The organism is Syntrophales bacterium, assembly GCA_023228425.1.
Classification (GTDB): Bacteria; Desulfobacterota; Syntrophia; order Syntrophales; family UBA2210; genus MLS-D.
The window spans coordinates 93,268-107,813 of sequence record JALOBE010000003.1; the positions used below are offsets into that span (position 1 = coordinate 93,268).

The 14,546-nt window shown below is 56.6% G+C and carries 12 protein-coding genes; 3 read left to right on the forward strand and 9 right to left on the reverse strand.

Features of this window, described 5'->3' with window-relative positions:
* Window positions 1-7: 7 nt before the first annotated feature.
* The 9 genes from M0Q23_02145 to M0Q23_02185 all read right to left on the reverse strand — a co-directional run bounded on the left by M0Q23_02145 (window position 8) and on the right by M0Q23_02185 (window position 10,015).
* Window positions 8-511: a hypothetical protein gene (locus M0Q23_02145; GenBank protein ID MCK9527449.1), complete on the reverse strand. Its 504-nt coding sequence runs from the start codon at window positions 509-511 to the stop codon at window positions 8-10.
* A gap of 22 nt (window positions 512-533) precedes the next feature.
* Window positions 534-1,163: an LPS export ABC transporter periplasmic protein LptC gene (gene lptC / locus M0Q23_02150; protein ID MCK9527450.1), complete on the reverse strand. Its 630-nt coding sequence runs from the start codon at window positions 1,161-1,163 to the stop codon at window positions 534-536.
* A gap of 63 nt (window positions 1,164-1,226) precedes the next feature.
* A complete protein-coding gene (locus M0Q23_02155; GenBank protein MCK9527451.1) occupies window positions 1,227-1,766 on the reverse strand; it encodes an HAD hydrolase family protein in 540 nt (179 codons plus the stop codon).
* Complete coding sequence (gene kdsA, locus M0Q23_02160; protein ID MCK9527452.1) at window positions 1,766-2,593, reverse strand: 3-deoxy-8-phosphooctulonate synthase; 828 nt, start codon at window positions 2,591-2,593, stop codon at window positions 1,766-1,768. The genes M0Q23_02155 and kdsA overlap by 1 nt, the downstream gene beginning before the upstream one ends.
* Before the next feature lie 101 nt (window positions 2,594-2,694).
* On the reverse strand, window positions 2,695-4,698 hold the full coding sequence (locus M0Q23_02165; GenBank protein ID MCK9527453.1) for a tetratricopeptide repeat protein: 2,004 nt from the start codon (window positions 4,696-4,698) through the stop codon (window positions 2,695-2,697).
* Window positions 4,699-5,002: 304 nt separating this feature from the next.
* Window positions 5,003-5,890, reverse strand: coding sequence for a site-specific tyrosine recombinase XerD (xerD, locus tag M0Q23_02170; protein ID MCK9527454.1), 888 nt, complete (start codon window positions 5,888-5,890; stop codon window positions 5,003-5,005).
* Between the two features lie 18 nt (window positions 5,891-5,908).
* Window positions 5,909-6,922 (reverse strand): transposase, encoded by a 1,014-nt coding sequence (locus M0Q23_02175; protein MCK9527455.1) that lies wholly within the window; start codon window positions 6,920-6,922, stop codon window positions 5,909-5,911.
* 44 nt (window positions 6,923-6,966) lie between these two features.
* Complete coding sequence (locus M0Q23_02180; GenBank protein MCK9527456.1) at window positions 6,967-8,337, reverse strand: sigma-54 dependent transcriptional regulator; 1,371 nt, start codon at window positions 8,335-8,337, stop codon at window positions 6,967-6,969.
* Window positions 8,315-10,015 (reverse strand): ATP-binding protein, encoded by a 1,701-nt coding sequence (locus tag M0Q23_02185; protein ID MCK9527457.1) that lies wholly within the window; start codon window positions 10,013-10,015, stop codon window positions 8,315-8,317. Before M0Q23_02185 ends, M0Q23_02180 begins: the two co-directional genes overlap by 23 nt.
* Window positions 10,016-10,302: 287 nt before the next feature.
* Between M0Q23_02185 and M0Q23_02190 the strand changes: the two genes are divergently transcribed.
* The 3 genes from M0Q23_02190 to hisS all read left to right on the forward strand — a co-directional run bounded on the left by M0Q23_02190 (window position 10,303) and on the right by hisS (window position 14,538).
* A complete protein-coding gene (locus M0Q23_02190; protein ID MCK9527458.1) occupies window positions 10,303-10,470 on the forward strand; it encodes a hypothetical protein in 168 nt (55 codons plus the stop codon).
* Window positions 10,471-10,577: 107 nt separating this feature from the next.
* Window positions 10,578-13,073, forward strand: coding sequence for a DNA internalization-related competence protein ComEC/Rec2 (locus tag M0Q23_02195; protein ID MCK9527459.1), 2,496 nt, complete (start codon window positions 10,578-10,580; stop codon window positions 13,071-13,073).
* A 139-nt stretch (window positions 13,074-13,212) separates the two neighbouring features.
* Window positions 13,213-14,538, forward strand: a complete 1,326-nt coding sequence (gene hisS / locus M0Q23_02200) for a histidine--tRNA ligase (protein ID MCK9527460.1) — start codon at window positions 13,213-13,215, stop codon at window positions 14,536-14,538.
* Window positions 14,539-14,546: the final 8 nt, after the last annotated feature.

Genomic DNA, 14,546 nt, shown 5'->3' on the forward strand with positions numbered 1-14,546 from the left:
ACCGGACTTACCGGGTTTCCGAATGAATCGTCGCCGTGACCCGTCCCCCTTTCAGATCATCCACCATGCCCCGGCCTTCGGTCATGTTCCATGTGATTCTGCCGCCTTCGACGATATTCTCACCGTCTTCAAGACGGGCCTTATCGCCGGTCATGACAATGGTCTGTTGTTCATACTCCAGGATGGCGTGATCGCCTGTCATGGTGCCCTGTTCGCTTCTGATCACCACGGCTCCAAGGGCCTCCACCTGTTCGATCCCGCTTCCGGCCAATCCATTGTCGGGGCGGGATCCCGGACGATACCGGATTCGAAGCGTGTCGGAATCGACGGTCACACCACCCTGAAAGGCTTTCACGCTTCCCGAGAAGATGATGACCGCGCCGTCGTCAAGGGTTTCCATGCGATCGGAAACGATCGTTATGGGGCCGCTCATCCGGCCGGGCTGGACCGCCCATGCCGCGAGGCATGAACCGGTCACCAAGGTCAGAGCAAGCAGAACGCGCGGTATCACCCACCCGCGTCCAAAAATCGGCCTACCGGCGTGGTAACAGCGCTGCATCGGTGATAACCGCCTTTACACAAGACAACAGAACCAGTTGATTTTCTTCAAGGGCGAAGGTCATGCCCCGTCCGGTAATCTCAATCGAAGCATTTTTCATCATCACATCGTCCCCGGTGAAAACCCGCCTGTCCAACGACCGGTAGCGCAGGGTTTCCGTTTCCAGCCGCTCGCCCCCATCAAGGACGACGACAACGTTTCCTGAAATTTCCATGTCTCCCGATTCGCTGTGGAGTATCCCCTGCTCACCGGTCATGGAATATGCCATACCGCTCCTGGAAATGAGCTTCACTTCCGGCTGTTCGAGATGAACCTCCTCATCCTTCTTCCGGTACCAGGCCCGCCGCGCTCTCACCTCCCATTGAAAATCGGGATCCCCTACCTGGGCATAGCGGAAATCCTTCACTTCGAGATCTGCAGCTTCGGAAAGAACCTCCACAGCTGATCGTATCGGCCGATTGCCGACAAAAAACTTCCCCACCGGGATCGCCCCGATTACCATAACCGCCAGAACGCCCGCGAGAATCAATGTTTTCGAGTTTCGACGCCCCACACCGGTACCGCCGGGACCGTAAAATTCAATACAGGGGCACCGCCCCTGCATGACGGAGGTATAGCACCCCTGGGCGTCGAAGTAAAGTGCAACCGCCGAGACGAAGCTCTTCCATCAATCGATTCCGTAGCGACGAACCACGTCGGGCCACTTACTTTTCGCTTTGAGAATCAGTTCGCACACTTCCCGCACGGCACCCCCGCCGCCCCGGGCTTCTGTGACGTAGTCGGCGGAGGCCCTGGTCTCGGGACCGGCATCGGCGACGGCTACGGAAAACCCGACAATCCTGAAAACGGGAATATCCACAATGTCGTCACCCACATAGGCGATTTCACCGGGGAGGAGTCCCGTACGGCCCAAATAGTCGATCAGGAAGGGTCCCTTGTTTTTGACGCCCTGGTACACTTCGGTGATTCCCAGGTCCAGTGCCCGCTTCTCCACTACGGCAGATTTCCGTCCCGTGAGGAAGACGACGCCGATTCCGTAGCGAAGAAGCATTTTTATTCCGTGACCGTCACGAACATTAAATTTTTTCAATTCCCTGCCCTGGTGGTCCATAATGATGCCGCCATCGGTGAGAACGCCGTCGACGTCCGTCATGAGAAGGCTGATGTCGGCGATTTGTGCAGTCAGATTGTCACTGATAGCCCTCATCACGCTGTATCCTTTCCGACAATCGCGTCTATCTCCTTCAACACCGCCAGGAGAGGAGGCAGCATGTCGAGAGAGAGCGAGTTTGGCCCGTCACAGAGGGCCATTTCCGGGTGGGGGTGAACCTCCAGAAAAACGCCGTCCACACCACAGGCGACGGCCGCCCGCGAGAGGGCCGACGCCATATCACGGTCTCCGCCGGAAGACGTCCCCTGCCCGCCGGGTAGCTGAACGCTGTGGGTAGCGTCGAAGACAATGGGATATCCACTCCTTCTCATCAGGGGGAGAGATCGCATGTCCGCCACCAGGTTATTGTACCCGAAGGTGTAGCCCCGCTCGGTTATGATGATTCTTTTGTTGCCCGAGCTGACTACCTTGTCGATGATGTTGGCGACGTCCCAGGGGGCCAGAAACTGGCCCTTCTTGATGTTGACGGCCCAAGCCTTCCGGGAAATTTCACTTACAAAATCGGTCTGTCGGCACAGGAAAGCGGGAACCTGCACCACGTCCAGGACTTCACAGGCCGCGTCGATTTCATCGAAGCGGTGAACGTCCGACAGAAGGGGAACTTCAAATTGTTCCTTCACATCGGCAAGCACCCGAAGTCCCTCGTAAAGGCCGGGCCCCCGGAAGGAGTCCTTTGAGGAGCGGTTCGCCTTGTCGTAGGAAGACTTGAAAATAAGGGGTATGCCCAGGCGGTCCGTCAGATCCCGCAAATAAGCGGCCGTTTTCATTACCACGTCCCGGCTTTCAATGACACAGGGCCCGGAAATCAGGACCAGCGGATGCCCCTCGCCGATGGAAAAATCGCCTATTGAAAATCCCGCCATAGGGTCCTCCTTCTCTTTCCGGTCCCGATTCGCCTGCCGTATCGGCAGGTGTGCTCGTAAGGATGCAGCGCAACACAACATCCGGACTTCTAACGAAGCCGTCAGGCTTGATGCTTCAGTTGCAGCAGCTTTATGCGCATCTCAGGAATCTTTTCCATGGCCTGCGCCGACTCGGGGTTCAGGCGGTAGGCGTAGGAATATTCCCTCAGGGCGTCTTCATACAGACCCTTTTTTTCATAGCATTCGGCCAGTTCCAGGTAGAGCCTGTAGTCCTCACGGTCATGGGCGATGGCACGTTTGTAGGAGTCGATCGCGCGATCCAAGTCTCCACGAAGGTACAGCGAACGACCCAGACCCCGGTGAAATCCCGGGTTTCTTCCGTCCATGCCGACAAGACGTTCATAGGTTGAGACCGCTTGTGCAAAGTTGCTTTCCCCGACATAGGCATCGGCCAGGATAACCAGCACCTCAACGGTGGGCTGCAGGGCTGCGTAGGACTCGTAGGCGGCGATGGCCTCTTTTTTCTTTCCGATCTGATCGTAGGCCACGGCGAGATTATACCGTATGTCGGCATCCTTCATGCCCAGCTTGATTGCCTGCTCATAGGCCGCGGCGGCGTTCTTGTAATCACCCGTCTCCTGGCAGGCAAACCCCAGACCTCTGTGAGCCGCGGCATTCCGGGGTGAAAACCCGATAATCTTCCTGAAGGCACCGATGGCCTTCGCATAGTCTTTTCGTGTCAGGTAGTGGTGGGCAAGCCGCTCCAGCGCCTCGGGATCGTCAGGTTTCAGCTTCAGAACCCGCTGATAGGTCCGGACGGCGTCATCATGCCGTCCGGCCTTTTCGTAGGCGACAGCAAGGTTGAAGGCTATGACGGAATCATTTGAATCCAGGGACAATGCCTTTTCCAGGTTTGCTATCTCCCGCGAGGGTTCACCCGCTTCAGAGTAGGCCAGGGCTATGTTGGCATAGGCAGCGGCGTTGCCTGGATTTCTTCTGATGAAGACCCGGTAAAGTTCAATGGCTTCCTCGTAACGCGACAGTTCGAGATAAAGTCCGGCAAGTATGCCCGCAATAGCGTCATTGTCGGGCATGGTATCCAGCACCGCTTTATATGCGTCGGCGGCTTTATCCTTTTCACCCGTTTTCTCGTACATCTCCGCCAGACGGTACCTCACGGGAGTGACGGTGGGATCGAGTCGAAGAGAGGCTTCGTAGTTTGCCGCGGCCCGAGGCCGGTTTCCCATCTGCTCATAGATGCGGCCGATGCCGGCATAGGCCGTCGCGTCGCGCGAATCGAGGCGGATCAGGCGCCGGTATACCGTCAGAGCGTCCTCATAGCGTTTTGTTTTCTCATAGAGTTTCGTCAGTTCAACCAGCACGTGAATGTCGTCAGGACTACGGGAAAGGACGGCCCGGTACTGCGCAACCGCTTCGTCTGTCTTGCCGGCGTCCACATACAGGTGGGCCAGCATTTTACGGGCATTCACGTCATCGGGCCTCAGGGAGACAGCCTGCGTGAGAAATTCGATGCGGGACTCCGTGCTTTCCGTACCGCGGGCCATTCTCAGCCAGTCTTGGGGCTGGATGTTCACATCCATCGGTATGGAGTAAATATCCCTGCCGTTGTGGCGGAGGGTGATAAAAAATTTCCTTGAACTGTCCTCCATGGCCTGATCAACTAAAGGTTCCCCCTTCAGCAGCAGCCCCATGTCGTTGGAATGCCCCGTCCCATCCACTTCAACGGTCACACCCCTTCCGAGGAGAACGTCGGTCCGGACTTCCTTGATGAAGAATTCATCGCGGTAGGTCACTTCGAAGTGGTCGCCCGGTTCAAGTCTGACGTCCTGGCCGTTTCTTTCAATATCAAGGCTGTAAAAGCGGGGCATCTCACCGAAAATATTGACCATGACAATCCGCTTGATCCGTTCCGCCATGGCAGCGGCCCCCTCATCGCCGGACCGTGTCAGGAAGAGGAAGAGACCGGCTCCCACCACTGTGATGAGGATAATCACCGACGCGAGAAGCCACCGTGAGCGTCTCTTCACGGGCTTCCGGCTTTGCCGGGCTTTTATTCTTTCGTTACGGCGATAGTAATAGTCCATATCACGTACCTTTGACGGCTTCGTAAAAAGGTGCCGGATGCTTCATTGCGCCCCCTCTTTTGTCACCGCGACACACTCCGAAGTACGCCCCATCCCCGGAATGCGCCCGCCGTGCCTCAAGGACCTTTTTCAGAGCCGCCCTCCATCGGGCGTTTTCGACTGTTCACGAGTTCATCACCCCTGGATGATCATACGTATAAAATATTACCATGTCACTGAACACTTGTCGAACCGAGATTTGTATCGGCCTTCAATCCGGATCCGGCCTTGTGACGGCACGGACCGAGATCGGGATGCTGTTTTGTTATCCCCGAGGATGATACTTCCGGTGCGTCTCTTTCAGATATTCCCTTGTCACATGAGTATATATCTGGGTCGTAGCGATGTCGGCATGGCCCAGCATGATCTGCACGGACCGCAGGTCGGCACCTCCCTCCAGGAGATGGGTGGCGAAGGAATGGCGGAAGGTGTGGGGATACACCTTTTTCTCGAGTCCTGCCTTTCGGGCGTACTTTTTTACAATCTTCCAGAAACCCTGGCGGCTCAGGCCTTTGCCCGACCTGTTCAGGAAAAGCGTCTTCTCGGCGCTCCCCTTGAGGAGACCGGGCCGTACATCGTCCAGGTAACGTCTGACCTGGGCTGCAGCGGTGCTTCCCAGGGGAACGATACGTTCTTTTCCTCCCTTTCCCGTCACCTGCACGTAACCTACGTGCCAGTGAAAGCTGTTCAGCGAGAGTCCCACCAGTTCCGACACCCGTACGCCCGTGGCGTACAGGAGCTCCATCATGGCACTGTCCCGCACAGCCAGGGGGGTTCTGTTTCCCGGTGCTTCCAGGAGCGACGCCATTTCAAATTTTGTAAGTGTATCAGGAAGACGTATCCATATCTTGCCCAGTTCCACATGGGCAACCGGATTGACCGCAATGATACCGCGGTCGAGCAGAAAGCGGTTCAAGCCCCGAAGAGCGGCTAGGGCCCGGTTGATGGAATTCGTACCCAAACCCTCCTCGCGCAACTGCTCGAGGAAATCGACCACGGCGGTGGAATCGATATCCTCGATCCGTGCGACACCCCGCTCCTGGAAAAACCCCGCGAAACGGTTCAAGTCACGGCTGTAGGCCTCGAGCGTGTTCAGGGCAAGACCCCGCTCGACAGCCAAGTAGCTGATGAATCTGTCAATATGGTCATGCATAACCCAATGGGGACGTACTTAACTTATTAACTTGCCGGTGTCGATGCCGCGTTCTTTTATGATCTCTCCACCTCGCCTGACGGATTTGCTTATCGCGACGGTCGAAATAGCAAAGTATTCCGCCAAGGATGTCATCGTCATCCCCAATTCGCGTACAGCAAGGTAGCACACCAGGCTGCGCGCCGATACCGTATCTTTAAACCTTCCCCTGCGCACCACATCCTCAATGGCCATATCAAGCAGCTCCGCCACCCGGGTAACAATGACGTCCAGGGAAATTCCACGACTCTTTATTGAGTGACGTCGGTCAAAGGTTTCTTGGGCGGTCGCGAGAACACGGGCAACAAAATCGCTGTCACCCAGAATCCGTTCATCGGTTTTGAAGCCCCTTCCCGCATTCCCCGATTCACGTACCGGCGTCCATCCGCCTGCACTGCGAAGGAGTCCTCCACCGGTCAGGTCGGATCGTCTTCCCTGATCTATCCCCTGGAGGACAAAGTCGCGATAGTTTCTTCGGGCCGATGGGAGTGTTTCGCCAAAATGTGCCAGCACCTCTTCACTCTCCTGCCAGGATTTGGTGTGGGTGCCCATAAGAACGGAGTGACCGGAAAAAGGGTATCGACTCAGCCCGTCCATGTCGTCTACTATGCCCGCTCGCAGGGGATTGAGGTGGATATAGCGCACCAGTTGGAAAAAGTAAGCATCCTCCTGGCATATGATAGATCGATAGCGGTTCTGGAAGAGGTGACCGCAGCGCCCGTGCCTTCGGTTGAAACTCACCGCGTGACCTGTCATCAGGCTGCGCATTGCCGTGGAAAGCGGAACGGTACCCGTTCGAAGTAAAAGGTGAAAATGGTTGGGAATCAGCGCCCAGGCGTAGCAGGCTGTTTCGGTCTCCTCAAGGACAGCTTCCAGGCGATCAAGAAATGAGGCCCTGTCGCGATCGCTTCTAAAAATCTCTTCCCGGGCAATCCCCCGGGCAATAACGTGATGAAGCGTCCCAGGGGCATCTATGCGAGGTTTTCGTGGCATGACCTGATACTAGTGATGGGTTCGTGTTCCGTCAAGTTAATAAGTTAAGTACGTCCCCCCTTGTTTTCTATGCGGTAGCGGAGGGAATCGGGGGTAATCTTCAGGAGCCGGGCCGCTTTGCTTTTTGACCCGTCGGCTTTTTTCAGGGCCTCCTCAATCAGGCGGGCTTCGTACCGTTCCAGGAGTTGGTTCAGGTCGACCCCCTCGGCGGGGATTGATTCGGGGGCATCACCCGCGGAATCAGGCAGGCCGGTCCCTGAAAGAAGCAGGCTCTCCGGGAGGATGATGGCTGAGCGCTCCATGGCCACGCTGCGCTCGATAATGTTTTCCAGCTCTCTCACATTCCCCGGGAAGGGATACGTCAACAGAAGTTCCAGGGCGTAATCCGATATTTTTTGAACGCTTCTTCCCAGTTCCCCGGCGTATTTTTCGATAAAATAGTTCACCAGAAGGGGGATATCTTCACGGCGCTCCCGAAGAGGCGGGATTCTCAGGGGGATCACGTTAAGACGATAGTAAAGGTCCTCCCTGAATTCTTTAGCCGCCACCTTCGCTTCCAAGTCCTGGTTGGTTGCCGAAATAATACGGGCATCCACGGTGATGTCATCGGCCCCGCCTATTCTCCTGAAGGTTTTCTCCTGGACAACCCGAAGAAGTTTCACCTGAAGGAACGGTGAAAGCTCGCCGATTTCATCCAGAAAAATCGTACCGCCCTGGGCGTGTTCGAAGAGACCCGGCTTGTCGCCGTAGGCGCCGCTGAAGGAACCCTTCATGTAGCCGAAAAGTTCGCTTTCCAGCAGCGTCTCCGGAATGCCCCCGCAGTTGATGACGACAAAGGAACAGGTCTTGCGCGGGCTGTTCTCGTGGATGGACCGGGCCACCAGTTCTTTGCCCGTTCCACTTTCACCGAGTATGAGGACATTGGCGCCCGTATCGGCCACCTTTCTGACCATGGAATACAGTTTCAGCATTCCCTTGCTTTTCCCTACCATGCCGCTGAAACCGGGAGACTGCTCAAGGGTTTTCATGAACCGAGCCTCCTCCTGGAGGGAGCCTTTCTTTTCAAGAGCATCATTCACCAGGCTCGTAAGACGGTCAATGTTGAAGTTTTTCTCCAGGTAATCGTAGGCCCCCTCTTTCATCGCGGCCAGGGCGGTTTCCCCCGATGCATAGGCAGTAACGAGTACTACCACCGTTTCGGGGGACAGTTCCTTGATGGAACGGAGCAGCCCGATGCCGTCAACGCGGGGCATCCGCAGATCGGTTATAACCAGGTCAAAGGGCTTCTTTTCAAAGATGTGAAGGGCTTCCCTCCCCCCGGGCGCCGTAGCCACTGTGTGTCCCTCCCGGGCAAGCATAATTTCCAGCAAATCCCGCATTCCCTGATCATCGTCAACTACCAGGATGTTCGCCATCAGTTTTCTCCTCTTCCGGCACCTCTTCCGCCGCGGGGAATCCCATCACCACGCGGGTCCCTTCACCGGCATTGCTGTCGATACGGCAATAGCCGCCGTGGCTTTCCATGACCTTTTCAACAATGACAAGCCCCAGCCCTGTTCCTCCCTCCCTGGTCGTAAAAAAGGGGTCTCGCACATACACCATGTTCCCCGGATCGATACCGCATCCCGTATCACGAATTTCGATTTCAACACAGTCCCCGTCCTTACCGGGACGCGTTTCTATCGTGAGATCACCGCCTTCATTCATGGCCTGCATGGCGTTTGTCATGACATTTTGGATGGCCTGGCGCACTTCTTTCCTGTTCCCGCGAATCAGCCGCCGGTATTTGAACCGCCTCGTTACACAAACATCGCCGTTCCAATCCTCACTCAACCGGACCGACTCCAGCACCTCGTTAATCATATCGACAACGTCGATGGCGTCGATGGCGTCGACCCGCACAGCCCCTTTTGACGGAGCCAGAAAAAGAAAATCCCGGACCAGCGTTTCGAGCTGGTTTTGCCCCCGCTCGATGATGTCCATCAGTTTCCTGTCTCCCTTGCCGAGGGGCAGATCACGCCTGAGAAGCTGAATCGAACCGCTGATCGACGCCAGCGGGTTCCGCAGTTCATGGGCCAGTACCGCCGACATCTCACCGAGAAATGCCATTTTTTTACTTCTTTCCACTTCCCGTTCCATGGCCTTCAGAAACGTCAGATCCTGGAAAATAATGATGTTTCCCATGGGGGTCAGGGAAGAGTCGATAAGAGGTGAAAGGGAGCAGCCCAGGACCATGTCACGGCCGTCCGCGGCGGCAACCGTTGCTTCCACGACCGTTCTTCTCTCGTTGCGACCCGCCATGATTGATGAGATTCCGGGCATGACACCATCAAGGTCTCTCCCCACTGCCTGATACCGCCGCTGGCCCGTTATTTCCTCGGCGGCACGGTTGAAGGATCTGACCATCCCGCTCTGGTCCACCGTGATGATTCCAACGTTGACGGATTCGATGATGCTTTTGTGGAGCAGATCGAGCCTCTTGAAGGAATCCTCCTGTTCGGTGAGGAGGAACTTTGTCTGCCGTTCCCGCTCTACCAGATAGGAAGCCAGCAGGGCAGTAATGTAGAATGAAACGATATGGATGAATAGGCGTGAAAACACGTACCCCGCACTGGAAGAGGGATAGGGATTTCCCGGGGCGGGATTGATGTAACCGAAATATTCCAGGTCCAGAAGACCGCCGTAGCAGATGGCGCTCAAAGAGGCTATCATGATGGCGCCTCGTCTGCCCATGCACAGCGCGCCGTAGATAATAACAAGCGGATACAGAATGGAATAGATGCTCTCCACGGCCCCGGTCACATAGACCAGGGCCGTTATGAGGATCACGTCGATGATGGCCTGCAGCGAAAGGTTAAAAAGAGGGCGGTCCCAGTAGCGGGCAAGGATCATGTAAAAAACGGACAGAACGTAGATAGTCCCGATAATGGCGAAAACCAGATAGAGAGAACGGCCCGGAATGTCCAGATCACCGCCGGTCTGGATGAGGGCGGCGATTCCAAGAAGAAAGGAAACAATGAAAAGCCGGACGAAAATAAGCCTCCGAAACCGCGCCTCCCCGACAGGATCGACCATGGGTACCGCCGCTGTCATCATGGATCCTTTCTCCCGCCTGTCCGTCTTCGCTTTCGCAGGACGGCGATTGTACACTTTCATCCGCCGATTGTCCAGATCGTGAAGTTTTCTGTTTGACAATGCCCTCCCAAACCACTACAAAGAAACGATAGTTATTTCTTCCGATTCCCTCTCTGATTTCTTGAGTCGAGACCCTTGCATACCCGTCATTTTTTCATCTAGACCGCTCACGCCTGTCATTTCGGCCACCCGGATCTGCCCGTTCATCCGCTCACGCTCTGTCATTTCGACCGCAGGGAGAAATCTTGCGAGATCCCACTCCTAAAGAAAGATTTCTCGTCGCTTCGCTCCTCGAAATGACGGAGCTTAAAACGCTCCTCGAAATGACGGGACTTAAAGCGCTCTTCGACATGACGGAGCTTAAAACGCATCTCGACATGACGGAGCTTAAAACGCTCTTCGACATGATTTGATCTGAAACGCTCCTCGACATGGCGGAACTAAAAAGATCTCTCGTACCACCGGCGTCCGCCATGTCACGAGGGATATGTGATCTCATCACCCTACAGGGGCCTCTCTCATGAAAATACCCCTCGCGGCACTCTGCGTGCCGTTTATGGCAGGCATTGCGCTGGGCTCCCGTCTGCCCCTGCCGGAAACCCTCGGGCTTGTCCAGGTACTCGCCGCCTGTGTCGCCATCCTGGCCGCCCTGCGCAGAGGGAACCATCGGATCATTCTGGTTTGCCTCGTCTTCGCCTGGTTTTTCACGGGGTTTCTGGCCGGCCAGGGCATAAGGAATCCCGAGGAAAAACCGGACACGAAGACCCTGCTCCTCCTGACGGAACAAGGGGGGAACAAGAAAAGCACGCTGGAGGGGTACATCGCCGCCCCCCCGCACGTCATGGACGGAAAGACGAGGGTCATCCTTTCGGTGACGGCCCGCGTCGATGAAGACGGCAGGCATCCCCAGCGGGGAACCGTCCTCTTGACAGTTCGAAACAGTCCGGAGGATTTTGCCTACGGTGACTACCTGCGGTTTACGGCTCGTCTGAAAAAACCGGAAAATTTCAGAAATCCCGGAGGATTCGATTACCAGCGGTATCTCAGCCTGAGAGGGATGTCCATCGTCGCCTCGGTAAGCCGGGCCACCGATATCGTCCTTTTGAGACGCGGCGGCGGAAACCCGGTGAAAGCGGCTATCGAACACATCAGGGGGGACGTGAGAACCCTCATTGCCCGGGCGACCGGTCCCCCGGCAAGGGAACTTCTGGGAGCGCTCATCCTGGGTGAAAAGGAACGAATACCCCCGGCCCTGCGGGAGGGGTTCAACAGGACCGGGGTGGCCCATATCCTCGCCATTTCAGGACTCCATATAGGTATGGCGGCCTTCTTCGCCTTTGTTCTCATCAGGCTCATCATGACCTCCTGGAGCCCGCTCCTGCTGAAAGCCAACCTTCTGAAAGTCTGCGCCTGCGGTTCTCTCCTCTTCGTCCTAAACTACGCCTTCATAGCGGGCTTCAGCATCTCCACCGTCCGGGCAACGCTCATGATAAGTCTTCTCGCCGTTTCACTCCTGTTCTCCCGAACGGCGACACCCCTGAACACGCTCTCCCTGACGGCCCTGGCCGTCCTCACCCTGTCCCCGGCCGCCCTTTTTGATGTTTCATTCCAGCTTTCCTTTGCCGCCGTGGCGGCTATCCTTCTGGTCATGCCTCGCGCCCTCCCCGCTTTCAGGAGGCTTGACAACCGAAGATTCCTGAAAGCCGTCGTTGTCTCTCTTGTCGTCACCACTACGTCCACCATCGGGACAGCGCCTCTCATCGTTCTTTATTTCAACAGGCTGTCCCTGGTAACACTCCTCTCCAACGCCTTGGTGGTCCCTCTGGTCGGCTTTGCCGTCCTTCCTCCCGGAATAGCGGCGGCTTTCCTGGCGCCGTTCCTGCCGTGGCTTTCTGTGGCCCTGTTCAAAGCAGCCTCCCTGTTTCTTACGCCCCTCCTGTGGATCATCCGGTTCCTCGAAGGGCTTCCCTGGTCGAGCATGGACCTCCCGTCACCGGGCATCCCCGCCGTCGTCTGCTTTTACGCTGTCCTTCTTCTGGTCCTGAAACTGTTCGACGCCGTTCGGGCCGGCCCGTCGTGGAGGTCCGCGGGGAGACAGTCCCTGCCGACGATGGCGGCCATGATCACCATAGCCGCTATCGGCCTTGGCCATGAGCTGCACCTGGTACGGACAGGGATTCCTTCGAACAGGCTGGAAATGACCTGCCTCGACGTAGGCCAGGGTGACTCCGCTCTGGTCACGTTCCCCGACAAGACCGTCATGCTCGTTGACGGCGGCGGTTTTTTCGATTCCACCTTCGATGTGGGGAAAAACGTGGTCGCTCCCTATCTGCACCACCGAAGAATCCGGACCATCGACGTTGTGGTCCTGACCCACCCTGACCATGATCACATCGGGGGACTTCCCTACATACTGGAAGCATTCAGGGTGCGAGAAGTCTGGTCCAACGGAGACGAAGCGGACTCTGAGAGCTACCGGCGCTTTTCCCGGGCCATTGAAAAAAAGGGCATTCAGCACCGCGTACTCTGGAGCGGCTCTCCGGATCGCCTGATGGGAGGCGCCCTGATCTCCGTTATCAACCCCCGGGAGAAAAGCCGCAAAAGAATAGACTTCCCGGCGGGCTACGATTACAATCGTTACAGCCTCGTCCTGAAAATCACCTGGGGTGCCGTCAGCTTTCTTCTCACGGGCGACATCACGGGGGAACAGGAAATCTTCCTTATTAAAGATGGTGCCGGGCTGAAAAGCACGGTCATGCAGGTTCCCCACCACGGCAGCGCCCTTTCGAGCCGGGCCGATTTTCTCGAGACCCTGGGGGCGGACATTGCCGTGGTCAGCGCCGGTCGTGATAACATCTTCGGTTTCCCACGCCCCGAAGTCATCGAACGGTACCGTGAAGCGGGAACCACTCTCTACCGGACCGATCTCAACGGTGCCGTCACGGTGGGCACCGATGGGGATGTCGTTGACGTGTCCTGTTTTATCCCCTGCGCACCGGCCGCCGATCTTGACTGACCTTCATCCGGCACCATTTTACGAAGCCGTTCTCTATCGGACGTTTTCGGGTTTGTACAAGTTCGTCATTCTTTGCATTGCCTTTCGCCATAACCTGTGCTATGTGATTTTGCCTGTAATTCCAAGGGAGCACCGGAGCATGCCACTGATCACCTCCGTCCGGGGGTTCAAAGACATTCTGCCTGATGAAACGGGTGCCTGGCGGCATCTGGAAGATACGGCAAGGCGCATTTTCACCGATTTCGGTCTTCGGGAAATCCGTGTGCCCATCCTCGAAAAGACGGACCTCTTCAGGCGCGGTATCGGAGACACCACCGACATTGTCGAAAAAGAAATGTACACCTTCACCGATCGGGGCGGCGACTCGCTTACCCTTCGACCGGAAGCCACCGCGTCCGTCATCCGGTCGTACCTGGAACATCATCTCTACCAGGCCGATACGGTCCTGAAGCTCTATACCATGGGCCCCATGTTCCGGCGGGAACGTCCCCAGAGGGGTCGCTACCGCCAGTTTCACCAGGTCAATGTTGAATTCCTCGGATCCGAAGATCCCCGGGTCGATGGGGAACTCATTTTCATGCTCCTTCATTTCCTTGAAGAACTGGCCATTCCGAATCTCAACCTGGAAATCAATTCGCTGGGATGCCCCGCCTGCAGGCCTGCCTTCAGGGACCGCATCCGGGGATTTCTGGACGCCGGAAAGGATGGGCTCTGCGAGGACTGCCTCCGCCGCTTCGACACCAATCCCCTTCGCGTTTTTGACTGCAAAAGCGAAGAATGCCGCTCCCAGATCGACGGAGCCCCGCTGATTCTCGATTCCCTCTGTGACGAGTGTTCTTTTCATTTCAACGATCTCCAGCGATACCTCGAAACTCTCGGGGCGCCCTACGTCGTCAACGGCCGGATGGTTCGCGGTCTCGATTACTACCGCAGAACGGCTTTTGAAGTGATCTCCTCCTCACTGGGCGCACAGAATGCCGTTGCCGGAGGTGGGCGGTATGACGGGTTGACGGAGCAACTCGGGGGACCCGACATCCCGGGCATCGGCTTTGCCATCGGCGTGGAGCGACTGCTTGCTCTCATGCCCGCCGGCCCCGGGAACGGCAATGATACCCCTCTGCTTTTCATAGCGTCCCTGGGACGGAAAGCAGACGATTTTGCCTTCATTCTCTCCATGTCTCTTAAGAAGGCCGGAATCACTACGGAAATGGATTTCTCCGGCAAGGGGCTGAAAGGCCAGATGAAGCGTTCAGACAGGCTCGGGTGCCGTTTCACCCTCATTATCGGCGATGACGAACTGGTCCGGAAACAGGCTCAATTGCGTGACATGAAGACAGGAACACAGCGGATTCTGTCCCTGGAAAACCCCGTCGACACGGCCCGGGAGCTTGGCCGCTTCGCCGTCGCGGCGAATGACGCTTCCGGGATCGGCGGCGCCGCCGACACCACTACCGACACCAACTGATGCCTCGA

Coding starts and splice junctions, on each gene's coding strand:
- lptC (MCK9527450.1), bottom strand. CDS start 1,163: ATGCAGGGGCGGTGCCCCTGTATTGAATTTTACGGTCCCGGCGGTACC.
- M0Q23_02155 (MCK9527451.1), bottom strand. CDS start 1,766: ATGAGGGCTATCAGTGACAATCTGACTGCACAAATCGCCGACATCAGC.
- kdsA (MCK9527452.1), bottom strand. CDS start 2,593: ATGGCGGGATTTTCAATAGGCGATTTTTCCATCGGCGAGGGGCATCCG.
- M0Q23_02165 (MCK9527453.1), bottom strand. CDS start 4,698: ATGGACTATTACTATCGCCGTAACGAAAGAATAAAAGCCCGGCAAAGC.
- xerD (MCK9527454.1), bottom strand. CDS start 5,890: ATGCATGACCATATTGACAGATTCATCAGCTACTTGGCTGTCGAGCGG.
- M0Q23_02175 (MCK9527455.1), bottom strand. CDS start 6,922: ATGCCACGAAAACCTCGCATAGATGCCCCTGGGACGCTTCATCACGTT.
- M0Q23_02180 (MCK9527456.1), bottom strand. CDS start 8,337: ATGGCGAACATCCTGGTAGTTGACGATGATCAGGGAATGCGGGATTTG.
- M0Q23_02185 (MCK9527457.1), bottom strand. CDS start 10,015: ATGACAGCGGCGGTACCCATGGTCGATCCTGTCGGGGAGGCGCGGTTT.
- M0Q23_02195 (MCK9527459.1), top strand. CDS start 10,578: ATGAAAATACCCCTCGCGGCACTCTGCGTGCCGTTTATGGCAGGCATT.
- hisS (MCK9527460.1), top strand. CDS start 13,213: ATGCCACTGATCACCTCCGTCCGGGGGTTCAAAGACATTCTGCCTGAT.